Annotated in this window: 19 protein-coding genes; 16 read left to right on the top strand and 3 right to left on the bottom strand. The window is 70.6% G+C overall.

What is annotated here, in order from left to right; all coding sequences use genetic code 11:
* The first annotated feature begins 94 nt into the window (after positions 1-94).
* The 10 genes from LOK46_RS12145 to LOK46_RS12190 all read left to right on the top strand — a co-directional run bounded on the left by LOK46_RS12145 (position 95) and on the right by LOK46_RS12190 (position 9,389).
* The gene (locus LOK46_RS12145; RefSeq protein WP_012319217.1) at positions 95-1,012 is read left to right on the top strand and encodes a branched-chain amino acid ABC transporter permease; all 918 of its coding nucleotides are present in this window, start codon (positions 95-97) and stop codon (positions 1,010-1,012) included.
* On the top strand, positions 1,012-2,406 hold the full coding sequence (livM, locus tag LOK46_RS12150; protein WP_273563988.1) for a high-affinity branched-chain amino acid ABC transporter permease LivM: 1,395 nt from the start codon (positions 1,012-1,014) through the stop codon (positions 2,404-2,406). Before LOK46_RS12145 ends, livM begins: the two co-directional genes overlap by 1 nt.
* On the top strand, positions 2,406-3,293 hold the full coding sequence (locus LOK46_RS12155; protein ID WP_273563989.1) for an ABC transporter ATP-binding protein: 888 nt from the start codon (positions 2,406-2,408) through the stop codon (positions 3,291-3,293). The genes livM and LOK46_RS12155 overlap by 1 nt, the downstream gene beginning before the upstream one ends.
* A complete protein-coding gene (locus LOK46_RS12160) occupies positions 3,290-4,087 on the top strand; it encodes an ABC transporter ATP-binding protein (RefSeq protein WP_273563990.1) in 798 nt (265 codons plus the stop codon). Before LOK46_RS12155 ends, LOK46_RS12160 begins: the two co-directional genes overlap by 4 nt.
* Before the next feature lie 5 nt (positions 4,088-4,092).
* On the top strand, positions 4,093-4,461 hold the full coding sequence (locus LOK46_RS12165; protein WP_273564582.1) for a DUF6867 family protein: 369 nt from the start codon (positions 4,093-4,095) through the stop codon (positions 4,459-4,461).
* A 49-nt stretch (positions 4,462-4,510) separates the two neighbouring features.
* On the top strand, positions 4,511-5,632 hold the full coding sequence (locus LOK46_RS12170; RefSeq protein WP_273563991.1) for a branched-chain amino acid ABC transporter substrate-binding protein: 1,122 nt from the start codon (positions 4,511-4,513) through the stop codon (positions 5,630-5,632).
* 391 nt (positions 5,633-6,023) lie between these two features.
* The gene (locus tag LOK46_RS12175; protein ID WP_273563992.1) at positions 6,024-6,947 is read left to right on the top strand and encodes an amino acid ABC transporter substrate-binding protein; all 924 of its coding nucleotides are present in this window, start codon (positions 6,024-6,026) and stop codon (positions 6,945-6,947) included.
* A gap of 89 nt (positions 6,948-7,036) precedes the next feature.
* Positions 7,037-7,759 (top strand): amino acid ABC transporter permease, encoded by a 723-nt coding sequence (locus LOK46_RS12180; RefSeq protein ID WP_059409257.1) that lies wholly within the window; start codon positions 7,037-7,039, stop codon positions 7,757-7,759.
* Between the two features lie 56 nt (positions 7,760-7,815).
* A complete protein-coding gene (locus LOK46_RS12185; RefSeq protein ID WP_273563993.1) occupies positions 7,816-8,508 on the top strand; it encodes an amino acid ABC transporter permease in 693 nt (230 codons plus the stop codon).
* Positions 8,509-8,660: 152 nt separating this feature from the next.
* Positions 8,661-9,389 (top strand): amino acid ABC transporter ATP-binding protein, encoded by a 729-nt coding sequence (locus tag LOK46_RS12190; RefSeq protein ID WP_056534124.1) that lies wholly within the window; start codon positions 8,661-8,663, stop codon positions 9,387-9,389.
* Between the two features lie 10 nt (positions 9,390-9,399).
* On the opposite strand, the gene LOK46_RS12195 is transcribed toward LOK46_RS12190, so the two are convergent.
* A complete protein-coding gene (locus LOK46_RS12195; protein ID WP_273563994.1) occupies positions 9,400-10,419 on the bottom strand; it encodes a gamma carbonic anhydrase family protein in 1,020 nt (339 codons plus the stop codon).
* Between the two features lie 167 nt (positions 10,420-10,586).
* Here LOK46_RS12195 and LOK46_RS12200 point away from each other — a divergent pair, with 167 nt between their 5' ends.
* Positions 10,587-11,054: a molybdenum cofactor biosynthesis protein MoaE gene (locus tag LOK46_RS12200; RefSeq protein ID WP_273563995.1), complete on the top strand. Its 468-nt coding sequence runs from the start codon at positions 10,587-10,589 to the stop codon at positions 11,052-11,054.
* 27 nt (positions 11,055-11,081) lie between these two features.
* Here LOK46_RS12200 and LOK46_RS12205 read toward each other — a convergent pair whose 3' ends face one another.
* The gene (locus tag LOK46_RS12205) at positions 11,082-11,228 is read right to left on the bottom strand and encodes a hypothetical protein (protein ID WP_273563996.1); all 147 of its coding nucleotides are present in this window, start codon (positions 11,226-11,228) and stop codon (positions 11,082-11,084) included.
* A 264-nt stretch (positions 11,229-11,492) separates the two neighbouring features.
* Here LOK46_RS12205 and LOK46_RS12210 point away from each other — a divergent pair, with 264 nt between their 5' ends.
* On the top strand, positions 11,493-12,638 hold the full coding sequence (locus LOK46_RS12210; protein WP_273563997.1) for an AI-2E family transporter: 1,146 nt from the start codon (positions 11,493-11,495) through the stop codon (positions 12,636-12,638).
* Positions 12,639-12,677: 39 nt separating this feature from the next.
* Here LOK46_RS12210 and LOK46_RS12215 read toward each other — a convergent pair whose 3' ends face one another.
* Positions 12,678-13,910 carry an amidase gene (locus LOK46_RS12215; RefSeq protein WP_273563998.1) on the bottom strand — a complete coding sequence of 411 codons (1,233 nt, stop codon included), beginning with the start codon at positions 13,908-13,910 and terminating at the stop codon, positions 12,678-12,680.
* Positions 13,911-14,021: 111 nt separating this feature from the next.
* On the opposite strand from LOK46_RS12215, the gene LOK46_RS12220 reads away from it, so the two are divergent.
* From LOK46_RS12220 to LOK46_RS12235, 4 genes are all read left to right on the top strand, one after another.
* Positions 14,022-15,017, top strand: a complete 996-nt coding sequence (locus LOK46_RS12220; RefSeq protein WP_273563999.1) for an extensin-like domain-containing protein — start codon at positions 14,022-14,024, stop codon at positions 15,015-15,017.
* A 256-nt stretch (positions 15,018-15,273) separates the two neighbouring features.
* Positions 15,274-15,735 (top strand): hypothetical protein, encoded by a 462-nt coding sequence (locus LOK46_RS12225; RefSeq protein WP_273564000.1) that lies wholly within the window; start codon positions 15,274-15,276, stop codon positions 15,733-15,735.
* A 2-nt stretch (positions 15,736-15,737) separates the two neighbouring features.
* The gene (locus LOK46_RS12230; RefSeq protein WP_273564001.1) at positions 15,738-16,412 is read left to right on the top strand and encodes a ribonuclease T2 family protein; all 675 of its coding nucleotides are present in this window, start codon (positions 15,738-15,740) and stop codon (positions 16,410-16,412) included.
* 66 nt (positions 16,413-16,478) lie between these two features.
* Positions 16,479-17,327 carry a 23S rRNA (adenine(2030)-N(6))-methyltransferase RlmJ gene (locus LOK46_RS12235; RefSeq protein ID WP_273564002.1) on the top strand — a complete coding sequence of 283 codons (849 nt, stop codon included), beginning with the start codon at positions 16,479-16,481 and terminating at the stop codon, positions 17,325-17,327.
* Positions 17,328-17,488: the final 161 nt, after the last annotated feature.

Consider the following 17,488-nt stretch of genomic DNA (forward strand, 5'->3'; position numbering starts at 1 on the left):
GTGGCCGGTGTGCTACGGCTGCGGTACGAGACTTGCCCCGCCAAGCTGCCTGCGCTCTCCGTAGGCGGCCCAAGCAACCTGCGCGCGAGAGTTCATGGACGTCTTCGTACAGCAGCTCATCAACGGGCTGACGCTCGGCTCGATCTACGGCCTGATCGCGATCGGCTACACGATGGTGTTCGGCATCATCGGCATGGTGAACTTCGCCCACGGCGACGTCTTCATGGTCTCCTGCTTCATCGCGCTCATCACCTTCCTGCTGCTGACAGTCTGGCTCGGGGTCAGCTCCATCGCGCTGGCCTTCCTGGTCGTGCTGGTGGTCGCCATGGCGCTGACCGCCCTGTGGGGCTGGGCGATCGAGCGGGTGGCCTACCGGCCGCTGCGCGGCTCGTTCCGCCTCGCGCCGCTGATCTCGGCGATCGGCGTGTCGATCTTCCTGTCGAACTTCGTGCAGGTCGTGCAGGGCGCCCGCAACAAGCCGACGCCGCCGATGCTGTCGGGCGGCATCACCCTGTTCGAGCGCGACGGCTACGCGGTGTTCCTGGCCTGGAAGCAGGTGCTGATCATGGCGGTCACCGCCGTGCTGCTCACCGGCTTCTGGTACCTCGTGCAGCGCACGCCCTTCGGCCGGGCGCAGCGCGCCTGCGAGCAGGACCGCAAGATGGCGGCGCTGCTCGGCATCGACGTCGACCGCACGATCTCGCTGACCTTCGTGCTCGGCGCCGCGCTGGCGGCCGTCGCGGGGGTCCTCTACCTGATGTACTACGGCGTCGTGTCCTTCTCGGACGGGTTCGTGCCCGGCGTGAAGGCGTTCACCGCCGCGGTGCTCGGCGGCATCGGCTCCCTGCCGGGCGCCGTGCTCGGCGGCCTGATCATCGGGCTGATCGAGACCTTCTGGTCCGCCTACTTCTCCATCGAGTACAAGGACGTCGCCGCCTTCTCGATCCTGGCGATCGTGCTGATCTTCATGCCGTCGGGCATTCTGGGCCGGCCCGAGGTCGAGAAAGTCTGATGGCCGGCTCGCAGAACGCTCTCCCCGGCTCCGCGATGGCCGGCATCCTGCGCGACGCCGGCCTCTACGCCCTCGTCACCTTCGGTCTCTGCGTCCCGATCATCGCCTACCGCACCGACCCCGGGCCCGGGAGCGAGCTGGTGCTCGTGCCGCGCTGGGGGCTGGTGGCGGCGCTCTGCGCGGCGATCTTCGTGCTGCGCCTCGTCCAGCGCCTCGTGCTGCTGCGCCGCGACGCGCGGCGGGCCCTGACCCCCTCCCCGGCCCAGGCGACCGAGGCCGTGCACGGCGAGCCCGACGCGGCTCAGAAGACCTCGAAGGTCGGCCTCTGGCTGTTCATCTTCGTCGCGCTGACCCTGCCGATGATCTCCGCGCTGGCGACCGGCGGCCTGTCCTCGGCCCGCTACTGGATCGACCTCGGCATCCTGATCCTGACGTACGTCATGCTCGGCTGGGGCCTGAACATCGTGGTCGGCCTCGCGGGCCTGCTCGACCTCGGCTACGTCGCCTTCTACGCGGTCGGGGCCTATTCGTACGCGCTGCTGTCGACCACCTTCGGCCTGTCGTTCTGGGTCTGCCTGCCGCTGGCGGGCCTGTTCGCCGGCCTGTGGGGCATGATCCTCGGCTTCCCGGTGCTGCGCCTGCGCGGCGACTACCTCGCCATCGTCACCCTGGCCTTCGGCGAGATCATCCGCCTGGTCCTGATCAACTGGACCGACGTCACCGGTGGCGGGGCCGGCATCTCGTCGATCCCGCGGGCGACCTTCTTCGGCATCCCGTTCACGGCGGGCGAGGGCGGGTTCGCCGCGACCTTCGGCATCCCGTACGATTCGATGCACCGGCTGATCTTCCTGTACTATCTGATCCTCGGGCTGGCGCTGATCACCAACTTCGTCACCCTTCGCCTGCGCCGCCTGCCGATCGGGCGGGCCTGGGAGGCCCTGCGCGAGGACGAGATCGCCTGCCGCTCGCTCGGCATCGACACCACCGCCACGAAGCTCACGGCCTTCGCGCTGGGCGCGGCCTTCGGGGGCTTCGCCGGCTCGTTCTTCGCCGTGCGCCAGGGCTTCATCAGCCCGGAGAGCTTCAACTTCCTGGAGAGCGCCATCATCCTGGCGATCGTGGTGCTGGGCGGCATGGGCAGCCAGGTCGGCGTCGCGATCGCCGCGGTGGCGATGGTCGGCGGGCCCGAGATGCTGCGCAACCTCGGCTTCCTGAAGGCCGTGTTCGGCGAGGGCTTCGACCCGAGCGAGTACCGCCTGCTCCTGTTCGGGCTGGCCATGGTCGCCATGATGGTCTGGCGCCCCCGCGGCCTGATCTCCGAGCGCATGCCGTCGGTGTCGCTGGGCCAGCGGCGCGCGGTCTCGGGCGCCCACGTCAGCGAGGGGCACGGCTGATGGCGACGTCACCCCTCCCCCCGCCGGTGCTCACGGTCGAGCACCTGACCATGCGGTTCGGCGGCCTCACCGCCGTCTCCGACCTGTCCTTCGAGGCGCGCCGCGGCGACATCACCGCGCTGATCGGCCCGAACGGGGCCGGCAAGACCACGGTGTTCAACTGCATCACCGGCTTCTACAAGCCCACCGAGGGCATGCTGACGCTGGCCCACGCCGACGGCACGTCGCATCTGCTGGAGCGGCTTCCCAACCACAAGGTGAACCGCACCGCGCGGGTCGCCCGCACCTTCCAGAACATCCGCCTGTTCCAGGGCATGACCGTCCTGGAGAACCTGCTCGTCGCCCAGCACGCGCCGCTGATGCGGGCCTCGGGCTACACGATCCTCGGGCTGCTCGGTCTCAGGACCTACCGGGACGCGCAGGCCGCGGCGATCGAGCGGGCGAAGGCCTGGCTCGACCGGATTGACCTGATGAAGCGGGCCGACGACCCGGCCGGCGCCCTGCCCTACGGCGCGCAGCGGCGCCTGGAGATCGCCCGGGCGATGTGCACCGACCCGGTGCTGCTCTGCCTCGACGAGCCGGCCGCCGGCCTCAACCCGCGGGAATCGGCGGAGCTCAACGGGCTCCTGCGCCACATCCGCGACGAGCACGACACCTCGGTGCTGCTAATCGAGCACGACATGTCGGTGGTGATGGAGATCTCCGACCACGTGGTCGTGCTCGATTACGGCGTGAAGATCGCCGACGGCTCCCCCGCCGAGGTGCGGGCCGACCCGAAGGTGATCGCCGCCTATCTCGGCGTCGAGGACGAGGAGGTCGAGGCCGTGGAGGCCGAGGTCGGGATCACCGTGCCGCACGCCGACACCCAGACGGGAGCCTCGGCATGAGCGTCGCCGGCATCAACGTCCTGGTCGAGGAGACGCGGGCGATCCAGGCGGGCGCCAAGCCCCCGCTCCTCGCGGTGCGCGACGTCTCGACCTATTACGGCAGCGTCGCGGCCCTGCGCGGGGTCGATCTCGACGTCGCGGAGGGCGAGATCGTCACGCTGATCGGCGCCAACGGCGCCGGCAAGTCGACCCTGATGATGACGATCTTCGGCAGCCCCCAGGCGCGCTCGGGGACGATCACCTACGACGGCCGCGAGATCACCCGGCTGCCGACCCACGCCATCGCCCGGCTCGGCATCGCCCAGTCGCCGGAGGGCCGCCGGGTCTTCCCGCGCATGACCGTCTACGAGAACCTCCAGATGGGGGCCGCGCTCCACGACGGGCGCTTCTTCGCCGAGGATCTTGAGAAGGTCTGCGCCCTGTTCCCGCGGGTGAAGGAGCGCCTGAACCAGCGCGCCGGCACCATGTCGGGGGGCGAGCAGCAGATGCTGGCCATCGCGCGGGCGCTGATGAGCCGCCCGCGGCTGCTGCTCCTCGACGAGCCGTCGCTGGGCCTCGCGCCGCTGGTGGTGAAGGGCATCTTCGACGCGATCCGGGAGCTGAACCGGACCGACGGCATGACGATCTTCCTCGTGGAGCAGAACGCCTACCACGCCCTCAAGCTGGCCCATCGCGGCTACGTGCTGGTCAACGGCCGGGTCACGATGAGTGGGACCGGGCGGGCGCTCCTGGACGATCCGAACGTCCAGGCCGCCTATCTGGAGGGGGGCCATTCGGGCCCGGTCGGGACATGAGCATGCTGCAGGGGATCCTGTACGAGGAGCCGTCGGCCTGGCTGTTCCTGCTGGTGACCGTGGTGATGGGCGGCTGGGCCGGCTGGATGGCGGCCCGCGGCATCGCTCGGGGCTGGCGGCCGTTCTGGCACTGCGCCCTCGCGCTGCTCCTGGTGGCGGCCGCCGTGCGCTTCATCCACTACGCCCTGTTTTCGGGCACCCTGCTGTCGCTGCACTACTATGCGGTCGACGCGGTCGTCGTCATGATCATCGGCGCGGCGGGCTTCCGCTACACGCGGACGCGCCAGATGACGAGCCAGTACCGCTGGCTCTACGAGAAGACCTCACCGCTGACATGGCGCGCGCGGGCGCCCGAGGCCGGCGAGGTCCGATGAGTGCGGCCGGATCCGCACGTGCGGTCCTGACACTAAGGGGAAGTACGCGATGAGATCGATTCTGCTGGCCGGGCTCGCCCTCGGCGCGATGGTGGCGGCCGCGCAGGCCGCCGAGGTCAAGCTCGGCGTCGCCGCGCCGATCACCGGCAACAGCGCCGCCATCGGCGCCCAGCTCAAGAACGGCGCGAGTCAGGCGGTCGAGGACCTCAACAAGGCCGGCACGCTGAAGGGCACGACGCTGACCGTCACGGTCGGCGACGACGCCTCGGACCCGAAGCAGGGCGTCTCGGTGGCCAACAAGTTCGCCAGCGACGGGGTCAAGATGGTCGTCGGCGACTACAATTCCGGCGTCTCGATCCCGGCCTCCGACGTCTACCTCGACGCCGGCATCATCCAGGTCACGCCCGCCTCGACGAACGTGAAGTTCACCGAGCGCGGCATGTGGAACACGTTCCGCACCTGCGGCCGCGACGACCAGCAGGGCGCGGTGGCCGGCAACTACCTGGCCGAGCATTTCAAGGGCAAGAAGATCGCCTTCGTCCACGACAAGACGCCCTACGGCAAGGGCTTGGCCGACGAGACCCTGAAGGCCTTGAAGGCCAAGGGTGGCAAGGACGTGATGTACGAGGGCATCAACCCGGGCGAGAAGGACTACTCCGCCCTCGTCTCCAAGCTGAAGTCGGCCAACGTCGACGTCGTCTATTTCGGTGGCTACTACACCGAGGCCGGCCTGATCCTGCGCCAGATGCGCGACCAGGGCCTCAAGGCGCCGATGATGGGCGGCGACGGCATGGTCGACCGCGAGCTCGTGGCGATCGCTGGTCCCGCGGCCGAGGGCACGCTGACCACCTTCCCGCCGGACGCCCGCAAGAACCCGAACGCCAAGGCCGCGCTCGCCGCGTTCAAGGCCAAGAACATCGATCCCGAGGGCTACACCCTCTACTCCTACGCGGCCGTGCAGGTGCTGGCGAAGGCGATGGCCGAGACCGGCTCCAGCGACGGCAAGAAGCTCGCCGAGTGGTTGCACCAGGGCAAGCCGGTGGACACCGTCGTGGGCCCGATCGCCTACGACAAGAAGGGCGACATCACCCGTCCCGACTACGTCATGTACGAGTGGAAGAAGGGACCGGACGGCAAGATCGACTACAGCGGCAATGAGCTGACGAAGTAAGCCGCAGCCACGAACCGGGTTTTCAGTCCGACGCCGCCTCCCGATACCGCGGGGGGCGGCGGCGTCGTTTTCTATACCGTGGATTCGTCAGCTTTCCGGGCGGATCCGTCCTCCGCACCGCGTGCGTACGCCTAAGAAGTGTGCATGATGCCGCCGGCGCGAGCGTGAGGCCGGCTCAGCGCCTGGGAGGAGGCCATGAGGACGGCAGGGACCGCATCTGCGGACGTGCGCAGAGGCTTGGCCGCGACTTGTCCGTACTCAGCCGCAGGCTCGCGCGGCGCTTCGAGCTTTCTCCCGGCACCATCATTGCAAAGGCGTCGCCCGAGCGGGCGGGCCCGCGTACCCCGCCGCCGGCCGATGTCGTTCGGCCCGATCCAGGAGTTCCGTACCGATGCAGTCTGATATCGCTCGCCGCGGCGTCGCCGCGGCGCTGGGCCTGACCCTCGCCCTCGCTCCGATGAGCCTCGGGGCGCAGGAGCTGACCGGCACCCTCAAGAAGGTGAAGGACGCCAACGCCATCGTCATCGGCTACCGCGACGCCTCCGTGCCGTTCTCGTATCTCGGCGCCGATCAGAAGCCGATCGGCTACGCGATGGACATCTGCTTCAAGATCGCCGACGCCGTGAAGGCCAAGCTCAACCTCCCGAACCTCGAGGTGAAGCTCAACCCGGTCACCTCCGCCACCCGCATCCCGCTGATGGCGAACGGCACGATCGATCTCGAGTGCGGCTCGACCACCAACAACGCCGAGCGCGAGAAGCAGGTGTGGTTCACCAACTCGCACTTCCTGACTGCGACCCGCTACGTCTCGAAGAAGTCGGCCAACCTGCACACGATCGAGGACCTGAAGGGTAAGACCGTCGTGTCGACCTCGGGTACCACGAACATCAAGCAGATCAACGAGGCCAACACGGAGCGGAAGCTCGGCCTGACGATCCTGCCGGCCAAGGACCACGCCGAGGCGTTCCTGATGGTCGAGACCGGCCGCGCCGCCGCCTTCGTGATGGATGACGTGCTCCTCGCCTCGCTCGCCGCCTCGTCGAAGGACCCCTCCGCCTACGAGATCTCCACCGAGGCCCTGTCGAAGCCCGAGCCCTACGGCATCATGCTCCGCAAGGACGACACGGAGTTCAAGAAGGTCGCGGACGACGCCACTGCCAAGCTCTACACGAGCCCAGAGGGCAAGGCTCTCTACGACAAGTGGTTCACCAAGCCGATCCCGCCGCGCAACATCAACCTCAACCTGCCGATGAGCGCGGAGATGAAGAAGCAGTTCACGACCCCGATCTCGAGCCCCGATCCGGCGGCCTACTGAGATCCGTTCGGTACGGTTTCATGCCATGATGCGCACCGCGGGCTCCGGCCTGCGGTGCGTCTCTGTAAGTTCACGGTAGAAGCGGCGCGATGAACTACAACTGGAACTGGCGGATTTTCTTCGACGCCTCGCCGGAGGGCAACGGCACGTATCTCGACATGCTGCTCTCGGGGCTCATGTGGACGATCACGACCGCGCTGTGCTCCTGGGTGATCGCCTTCTTCCTGGGCTCCCTGGTCGGCGTGCTGCGCACCCTGCCGTCGAAGCCCGCGAACGCGATCGGCACGGCCTATGTCGAGCTGTTCCGCAACGTGCCGCTGCTGGTGCAGATGTTCCTCTGGTACTTCGTGCTGCCCGAAGTGGTGCCGACCCGGATCGGCGACGCGATCAAGCAACTGCCGGACGCGCCGTTCTACACGGCGGTGGTCTGCCTCGGCTTCTTCACCGCGTCCCGCGTGGCCGAGCAGGTCCGCGCCGGCATCCAGTCGCTGCCCCGAGGCCAGCGCATGGCCGGCACCGCCATGGGCTTCACCACCTACCAGACCTACCGCTACGTGCTGCTGCCCAACGCCTACCGGATCATCCTGCCGCCGATGACCTCGGAATTCCTCAACAATCTCAAGAACACGTCGGTGGCGCTGACCATCGGCCTGCTGGAACTGACCGCCCGGGCCCGCTCGATGCAGGAATTCTCGTTCCAGGTGTTCGAGGCGTTCACGGCGGCGACGATCCTCTACGTGATCATCAACCTCGTGGTCGTCACGGCGGCGACCTTCCTGGAGAAGGCGGTCGCCATCCCCGGCCAGCGCTGAGGGCCGCCCGCTTCCACTCCGCCACCCCGCCCGACGGCCACCGGTAACAGGCCCCGATGCTCTCGAATTTCGACTTCTCCGTCATCGTCTCGTCCCTGCCCTACCTGTTCGGTCAGGGCATGGTCTTCACCGTGACGCTCACCGCCATGGCCGCCGTGGGCGGGGTGATCATCGGCACGCTGCTGGCGATGGCGCGCCTGTCGGGCATTCCCGGCCTGTGGCACCTCGCCAAGGGCTACGTCGAGCTCTGCCGCTCGCTGCCGCTGGTTCTGGTGATCTTCTGGTTCTACTTCCTGGTGCCGTATATCGGCGCCTACCTGACCGGATCCTCGACGCCGATCCAGGTCGGCGCCTTCCCGTCGGCCCTGATCACCTTCATGGCCTTCGAGGCGGCCTACTTCTCGGAGATCATGCGCGCCGGCATCCAGTCGATCCCGAAGGGCCAGACGGCCGCCGCCCAGGCCCTCGGGATGAACTACTGGCAGACCATGGGCAACGTGATCCTGCCCCAGGCCTTCCGCAACATGCTGCCGCTGCTGCTGACGCAGACCATCATCCTCTTCCAGGACACGTCGCTGGTCTACGTGCTCTCGCTGACCGACTTCATGGGCGCCGCCTCGAAGGTCGCCCAGCGCGACGGCCGTCTCGTCGAGATGTATGTCTTCGCCGCGGTGGTCTATTTTGCGATCTGCTTCTCGGCCTCGTACCTCGTGCGCCGCCTGCAGCGCCGCGTGGCCATCATCCGCTGACCGACACTGGAGACCGTGTCATGACCTCGTCCCCGATGCCGGCCCCCACCGCCGCCGAACCCGTCGCCGATGCCAGCCACGCGCCGAAGGATGCCGGCCTGCAGCCGGGCAGCCTGATCTCCGGCGCGCCCGCGGCGGCCCCCGGCGAGACGATGATCGCCATCGACAACATCAGCAAATGGTACGGCGACTTCCAGGTTCTGACGAACTGCAGCACCCAGGTCGCCAAGGGCGAGGTCGTGGTCGTCTGCGGACCCTCGGGCTCGGGCAAGTCGACCCTGATCAAGTGCGTCAACGCCCTGGAGCCCTTCCAGAAGGGCCAGATCACGGTGGCCGGCACCAAGGTGGCCGACAAGGCCACCAACCTGCCGAAGCTCCGCTCGCGAGTCGGCATGGTGTTCCAGCACTTCGAGCTGTTCCCGCACCTGTCGATCACCGAGAACCTGACCATCGCCCAGCGCAAGGTGCTCGGCCGCAGCGGCGAGGACGCCAAGAAGCGCGGCCTCGACCTGCTCGCCCGGGTCGGCCTGGGCGCCCACGCGAACAAGTTCCCGGGCCAGCTCTCGGGCGGTCAGCAGCAGCGCGTCGCCATCGCCCGGGCCCTCGCCATGAACCCGGTGGTGATGCTGTTCGACGAGCCGACCTCGGCCCTCGACCCCGAGATGGTCGGCGAGGTGCTCGACGTGATGGTCGAGCTCGCCAAGGAGGGCATGACCATGATGGTCGTGACCCACGAGATGGGCTTCGCCCGCAAGGTCGCCGACCGGGTGATCTTCATGGATCGCGGTGAGATCGTCGAGGATGCCAGGAAGGACGAGTTCTTCGGCAGCCCCCGCTCCGAGCGCGCGCAGACCTTCCTGTCGAAGATCCTGCAGCACTGACGGCGGGCCGTCAGGCCAGCGCCTCCTGCGCGGCCCGGTATTCCCGACCGTGCCGGCAGTAGCCCTCGACGATGCGGATCATCATGGCGCGCTTCTCGGCGTCGAGGGGCGCGAGAATGCGGGCCGGGCGGCCGCCCCAGAGGTAGCCGGCCTCCAGGATCTGCCCGGGATCGGTGGTGGCCCCGGCCGCCAGCATGACGTCGTCGGCGATCAGGGTTCCTGAGGCGATCGTGGCGCCGATGCCGATCAGCGCCCGCGCCCCGATCCTGCAATCGGCGATCCGGACATTGTGGGCGATGGTGGTGTCGCGCCCGATGACGACCCCGTCTGCCCGGGGGCGGATGACCGTGTTGTCCTGGATGTTGGTGTCCGCGCCGACCACGATCGGTCCGACCTCCGCGTTCAGGTCGCAGCAGAACAGCACGCTCGCGCCGGCGCCGAGGCTCACCCGCCCGCGCAGGCGGGCGGTGCGCGCCACGAAGACGCTGTCCTCGATCTCCGGCGCGTCCCGGGGCGGAAGCGCGGGCCCGTCGCCCATCCGCTCGCGCACCCGCTCGGCACGCTCGGCGACTTCGTCGGATCCGATCGCGCGACTGGGACGGGCCGGGCTGCCCGCGTAGGCGAAGCCGCCGGGCAGCGACGCCCGGGGGAAGACGGTCGCGCCGGCCTCGATCACCGCGCCGTCGCCGACCTCGGCGCCGTCGAGGATCACCACGTCGTCCTCGACGACGACGTCGGAGCCGAGCGTGCAGGCGTGGACGACGCTGTTGCGCCCGACCGTGACCCGGTCGCCGACCCGGGTGCCGTGCGTCCGGGTGGCGATGTGCACCGTCGAGCGGTGGCCGAGCCAGAAGCGGTCGCCGAGGGTGACGGTCTGGCCGTCGGCGCGGATCACCGCCTCGTCGCCGATCCAGGCCTGCGCGCCGATCCGGGCCGCGCCGATCACCGTGCTGCCGCGGCCGCACCAGACGGGGCGACTGGCGAAGTCCGGCTGGACGCCGTCGTAGGGTAGGATCAGGTCGGGGGTCACGCGGATATCCTTCTCCAGCGCCGTCCGGAGCCCGCGGGGACATCCGGACGATGGCGGGCCGCGCGCCGGGCCGGCAGGGCGCGACGGACCGTGTCATATAGAGGCGGCACCGGGTGTGACAGGGACGGGGCTGGCCGGCAAAGCCGCGGACTCCTATGGATCGGGCCATGAGCGTCCCCGTCCCGAGCGTCGGCATCCAGGCCGAGCCCTTCGACACCGCCGCCGAGATCGCCGGCCTGAGCGCCGCGCTGGGCGGCCGGGCCGGCGCCGTCGTGACCTTCACCGGCCTGTGCCGGGACGAGGGCGGCCGGCTGACAGCCCTGGAGCTGGAGCACTACCCCGGCATGGCCGAGGCCGAGATCCGGCGCGTCGCCGACGAGGCGATGGCCCGCTGGCCGCTCCAGGCCCTGCGGGTGATCCACCGGCACGGCCTGGTCCGCCCGGGCGACGGCATCGTGCTGGTGGTCACCGCCGCCAGCCACCGGGTCGCGGCCTTCGAGGCCGCGGACTTCCTGATGGACTACCTCAAGACTCGCGCCCCGTTCTGGAAGCGGGAGCACCTCGCCGACGGCACGACCGGCGGCTGGGTCGACGCGACCGCCCAGGACGAGGCCGCGGCCGGCCGCTGGGGCTGAGGACCGAGCCCCGGGCCGCAGGGGCCGCTACACGATCAGCGCGTTGAGCAGCACCGCGACCGCGGCGCCGGCGACCGCGATCCCGAGCAGGACCACGCTGCTGAGCTGATCGCCGGTATCGACGGTCTGGCCCGGGCCGAGGGAACGGACATAGGTGTCGCCGTGGGTGCTCATGGGGACTCTCCTAATCGGCCGGACCCTGCTGTCCGGCGGCGTGCGCGGACAACGCGCGGGAGGCCCTGCGGTCCCCGGGGCCGCGCGGCGCCGCGGCCCTGGAACGACGGTCGATGAGGACAGTCCGCGGCGCCGAGCGAGCCGGAGGCGCCGCCCGCCGGCGCGGAACGACATTTCCGGGACGCTTCACCCCGAGAACCCGCGTGCCCGCACTTGACCCCCGAGGGCCGGCGGCGTTCGTGAGCCCGCGGTGCAGGAGTGACGATGTCGGACAGCAGGCTTCAGGAACAGGACGGCCCGGTCGGGTCCTGGCGCGGGGCGGCGCCGATGGCGGCCTCCGGGATCGCCGTGGTGTGCTTCGTGGCGGCGCTGGCCCTGGCCTGGATGTCGGCCGGCACGCTCCTGTTGATCTTCGCCGGGGTGCTACTCGGCGTGTTCCTCGACGGCCTGACCCGCGGGCTCGGCCGTGTCCTGCCCCTGCCGCGGGGATTGCGGCTGTCCATCGCCAGCCTCGCGGTCGCCGTCGCGGTGATCGGCTTCGGGAGCTACGGCGGCGCCACCATCGTGCAGCAGGGCCGCGATCTCGGGACGACGATCAAGAATCAGGCCGGGACCGTCACGGGCTGGCTGTCCGAGCGCGGCATCGACGTGCCGAGCCTCGCGCCGGAGGGCGGTGGTAAGGACGGCTCGACGGATTCGGGCCAGCGCGAGGGGGGGCTCGGCGGCCTCGCGAACGGACTCCTGAAGGGCAGCAGCTCGATCGTCTCGGATGCCGGCAGCGTCCTGGGGCCGGCCGCGGCCGTGATCCTCGGCCTGTTCGACGCCCTCGGCAACGTCCTGGTGATCGCCTTCCTGGGGCTCGCCTTCGCGGCCGACCCGAAGGCCTACCGGGACGGCGTGGTCCGGTTCGTGCCGCCGGCGAAGCGCTGGCGCGCCAGCCAGGTCCTCGACGGGGCCGGCGAGACCCTCCGCCACTGGCTGTTCGGCCAGCTGATCATCATGGCGGTGATCTTCCTGTGCACCTGGGCCGGCCTCGCCTTCCTGGGTATCGGCGGCGCGCTGATCCTGGGCCTGCAGGCGGGCCTGCTCGCCTTCGTGCCCACGGTCGGGCCGCTGGTGGCGGGCCTCGTCATCGTCCTGGCCGCCCTGGCCTCGGGCACCAAGGCGGTGATCGGCGCGGTCGGCGTCTATCTCGCGGTCCAGTGCCTGGAGAGCTACGGCCTGACGCCGTTCATCCAGAAGCGGGCGCTCGACATCCCGCCGGCCACGATCTTCGCCGGCCAGCTGATCCTCGGCGTGATCTTCGGGCTGTGGGGCATCGCCCTCGCCCTGCCGCTGATGGCGGTGATCAAGGTCCTGCTGGAGCAGCTCTACGTGGAGGACACGCTCCACGAGCAGCCGAGCAGCTGAGCGTCCCGGGCACCCGCGCCGTCGGGCGCGGCCGGCCGGTCAGCCGCGCAGCGCGGCCTCGATCATCCGGGCCACCGCCAGGGCCCGGCCGTCGTCGCCGAACCGGCCGATCACCTGGACGCCCACCGGCAGGCGGTGTCCGGGCACCGGCACGTTCACGCAGGGCACGCCCATCAGCGTCCACAGCTGGTTGAAGCGCGGGTCGCCGGTCGAGACCAGGGTCGCGGGTGCCGGGCCCGGCGCCGAGAAGGTCAGGATCGCGTCGTAATCGGCGAAGAGGCCCTTCAGCACCCGCCGGGCGTGATGGCCGTGGCGGCGCCCGTCGTCGTACTGGGCCGGGCTGATCGTGGCCCCGTCGTCGAGATGCGCGCGGGTGCGCGGCGGCAGCGCGTCGGCCTGCGTGTCGTACTCCCAGGCCAGCGCCAGCCGTCCCTCGTAGTTCTGGATGAGACGGTGGCGCTCCCAGGCCTGCGCCAGCTCCGTCGGCAGGGCGAGGTCGCTCACCCGCGCCCCGGACCGCTCGGCCGCCTGCCGGGCGCGGGTGAGCGCGGCCTCGGCCTCCGGCTCGGGGGGGCCGGCGAAGTCCTGCCGCACCACGGCGATGCGCGGCGCCGAGCCCGCCTCCGCCCGCTCGATCTCCGGCCGCCCGGTGACGAGCGCGAGGGCGTGCGCGACGTCCGCGACCCCGGCGGCGAACAGCCCGACCGTGTCGAGGGCCCACGAGTAGGTCTTCACGCCGACCGTGGGGATCAGCCGGAACGACGGCTTCACCGCCGCGCAGCCGCAGAAGCTCGCGGGCCGGATCACCGAGCCCGCCGTCTGCGTGCCCAGGGCCAGCGGCAGCATCCCGGCGCCGACGGCGGCGGCCGAGCCCGCCGAGGAGCCCCCGGGCGTGTGGCCGGGATCGTGCGGGTTGACCGTCTCGGTCGGATCGCTGCTCGCGAAGGCCGTCGTGGTGGTCTTGGCGAGGGCGACGGCGCCGAGCTGCTTCAGCCGGCTCACGACCGCGGCGTCGCCCCGGGGCATCCAGCCCGCGTAGATCGGCGAGCCCATCTGGCTCGGCAGGCCCGCGCTGTCGATGATGTCCTTCACGCCGACCGCGATGCCGGCGAGCGGCCCGGTCTCGGGGATCGCCGGGGCCGCGTCGAGGGTGACCAGCGCGCGCAGGTCCGGCTCCCGCGCGGCGATCGCGGCGCGGCACAGGTCGATCGCGCCCGCGGGCGTCAGGGTGCCGGCTTCGATGCGGGCGCGGAGGTCGAGAAGCGAGAGCATAATGCATTCAGTCCGCGGTCCGCGGCGCTGTCAACCGAGACGCCACAGCCGACGGCATTCCCGAAACGCCGTTGACGAACGCTTTACGCGACCGTGCGCATCGTCCGGGTCATGTGGCGTGGCGTATCCCTGTTCTCGGCCCTTGCGCTGTTCGGTGCGGGCCTCACCGCGTGCTCGATCAACCATTTCGAGCGACGCGAACCGTGGCGCGATCAGGCGGAGCAGGTCTGCCTGGCCAAGAAGCTCGTCGAGCCCTCGGAGTACATCACGCCCATCGCGGCGATGGATGGTCCGGGGCCTTGCGGCATGCAGCAGCCCTTCCGGGTGACGCGGCTCGGGGGCGGCTCGGTGCTGCTGAAGCAGCGGATGACGCTGGGCTGCCCGGCGCTGGCCGAGGCCGAGGCGTGGCTCGCCGACACGATCCAGCCGGCCGCCAACCTCTACTTCGGCGTGCCGGTGGCCGAGATCAACGCCGGCTCCTATTCCTGCCGCGGCCGCAACAACCAGCCCGGCGCCAAGCTCTCCGAGCACGGTTTCGGGAACGCGATCGACGTCATGTCGATCAAGCTCGCCGACGGCCACGTGATCACCGTCAAGGGCGGCTGGCGCGGCACGGAGGCCGAGCAGGGCTTCCTGCGCGAGATCTTCCTGGGCGCCTGCCAGCGCTTCACCACCGTGCTGGCGCCCGGCTCGAACGTGTTCCACTACGACCACATCCACGTCGATCTCGCCCGGCACGACCCGCGCGGCCTGCGCCGGATCTGCAAGCCGCTGATCAAGTTCACGCCGCAACTCGGCACCGGCGCCGAGCGGCCGCTGAGCCGTCCGATCCCGCCGCAGCGCCAGCCCGCCGGCCCTCAGGCGCCGGTGGATGTCGAGGAGGACGATCCCTACGGCGTGTCGCCGATGTCGAAGGCCGGGAGCGCGACCCAGGTCGCCCGGGCGCCTGCCCGGCCCCTCGACCGCCCGGCCGCGGCCTCGGCCTACACCGCGGCGCCGCCCGCGCGGCCGGCGCCCCGGGTCGCCGCCGCCCCCGAGGAGCCCGCGCAGGAGTACGACGAGCCGCTGCAACTCGGCGCGCCGCCGAGCGCGGAGCCGATCTACTGAGAGACGGCGCGGCGCCCCCGGCTCCGCACCGGGCGCCGGTCCGAAGGCCATCATCCCGGGTTCGCCTCCGGCGCTCGCGAGGACGGAGGCGGATCCGGCTGAATACCGATCCCGCCTCTTCCTTCGACCGGCGACTGTAGCGGCCGCGCCGCACAGGCCGGCAAAGCGCCGGCGCGGGACTGCCGGAGCTTGACTGGCGGCGCGGCGAAGCCATCGTTCGCGGATGCAGGATCGCACATCCGTCGAGGCACGCGCCATGCGCCCGGTCTTTCACGGCTTCGCCCTCGGGCTGGCCCTTCTCGCCCTGGTCCAGCCGGCGCTCGCCCGCTCGGCCCGGGAGGACATCGAGCCCGCCGAGGAGCGGATCTTCCCGTTCGACGCGCAGATCCCCGGCTGCCAGGACCCGTCGGTGCTGGAGCGGGTCTCGACCAACTTCGCCGAGAAGGAGGCGAAGTTCTGGAACTCGTCGATGACGATCCTGTCCTTCGACACGATCGAGCGCACCGCCTGGCGGCCCTGGGGCCTCGACACCTATCCGCGCCGGTTCTGCACCGCGACCGTGACCACCTCCGACGGGGTCCGCCGCAAGGTCGACTACTCGGTGCGCGAGAGCCTCGGCATCATCGGGGCGACCTGGGGCGTCGAGTTCTGCATCCACGGCCTCGACCGCGACCTCTCCTACGCCTACGCCACCGCCTGCCGGATGGCGCGTCCCTGACGATGCGCGGGCGCGTCGCCGGCCTCGCGGGCCTGCTCCTCGCCGGGTCGGTCGCCGCCCCGGCCGCCGCCCAGGATTACGGCGGCTTCGGACGCCAGGGCACGCCCGGCGACTTCAACTTCTACGTGCTCGCCCTGTCGTGGTCGCCGACCTACTGCGCGGGGCCGGGCGCCCGCCAGGACGCCGTCCAGTGCGCCCCCGGGCGCGGCCTAGGCTTCGTCGTCCACGGCCTGTGGCCGCAATATGCGAGCGGCTACCCGCAGAACTGCTCGGCGGTGAACCGCGCGCCGACCCGGCAGGCCATGGAGGTCGCCGGGCAGGTCTACCCGAGCGAGGGTCTGGCCCGCTACGAGTGGCGCAAGCACGGCACCTGCTCGGGTCTCGATCCCACCGCCTACTTCGCGGCCGCCCGGGCGGCGCGGCTCGCGGTGGCGATCCCCGACGGGCTCAAGGGCGGCTCCTCGCCGCAGACGCTCGCGCCGATCGAGATCGCCCGGCAGTTCGTGGCGGCCAATCGCGGCCTGCGCCCCGACATGATGGCGGTCACCTGCACCCGCGGGCAGCTGCAGGAGGTCCGGATCTGCTTCGGCAAGGACCTGCGCGGCTTCACCCCCTGCCCCGAGGTCGCCCGCGGCAATTGCCGGGCGCCCGAGGTCAGTCTCGACGCCGCCCGCTGAGTTTTTTCGGTCTTTTGCGCGCCGGACCCTGGACCCGGCGCGCGGGATCAGCTTGAGCGCGCTGCCATGAACTATCGGCACGCCTTCCACGCCGGCAACCACGCCGACGTCCTCAAGCACCTCGTCCTGGCGCGGGTGCTCGACCACCTGCGCCTCAAGGACAAGCCGTTCCGGGCGCTGGACGCCTTCGCGGGGCTCGGCGTCTACGATCTCGAGGCCGACGAGGCGGCCCGCACCGGCGAGTGGCGGGACGGCTGGGGCCGGATGGCGGCGCCCTTCGCGCCGGAGGTGGAGGCGCTGCTAGCGCCCTATCGCGCCGCTGTGGCGGCGGTGCGGGCGCGCCACGGCGCCACCGCCTACCCGGGCTCGCCGGCCGTGATCCGCGAGGCGCTCCGCCCCGGCGACAAGGGCGTGTTCGTCGAGTTGCACCCGGCGGACGCCGCTACCCTGCAGGGCCGCTACGCCCGCGATCCCCGCACCAAGGTGATGAACCTCGACGGCTGGACCGCGATCAACGCGCAGATCCCGCCGCCGGAGCGGCGCGGACTCGTGCTGATCGACCCGCCCTACGAGGTGCCCGGCGAGATCGAGCGCCTCGGCACCCATCTGGCCCGCGCGGTGGCGAAGTGGCCGACCGGCCTGTTCCTGGCCTGGTACCCGGTCAAGGACGCCGCGGCCCTCGACCGGATGGTCCGCGACCTCGGCGCGGCCCTGCCCCGGCCGGCCCTGCGGCTCGACCTGCTGATCGACCGGCCGGACGATCCGACGCGACTCACCGGCAGCGGCCTGATCGTGGTCAACCCGCCCTGGCGCCTCGCCGAGGAAGCGATGCTGTTCCTGCCGGCGCTCGCCGAACGTCTGGCCCGGCAGGATTTCGGAGGATTTCGCTGCGACCCGATCGGGCCAGCGGCCTGACTCGGTAGAATTGGGGCGCCGCGCGGAAGACCTCCGGACCCTCGCGGAAGGAAAAGGTCGGGGTTCCGATACAATTGTGGCGGCAAAGTCACATTTCCGCATCGAACGTAAGCAGCGATACGGAACTGCTTAAAAATTAAGCAACTGCTTCATGTTTGATT

Source organism: Methylobacterium sp. NMS14P (assembly GCF_028583545.1).
Classification (GTDB): Bacteria; Pseudomonadota; Alphaproteobacteria; order Rhizobiales; family Beijerinckiaceae; genus Methylobacterium.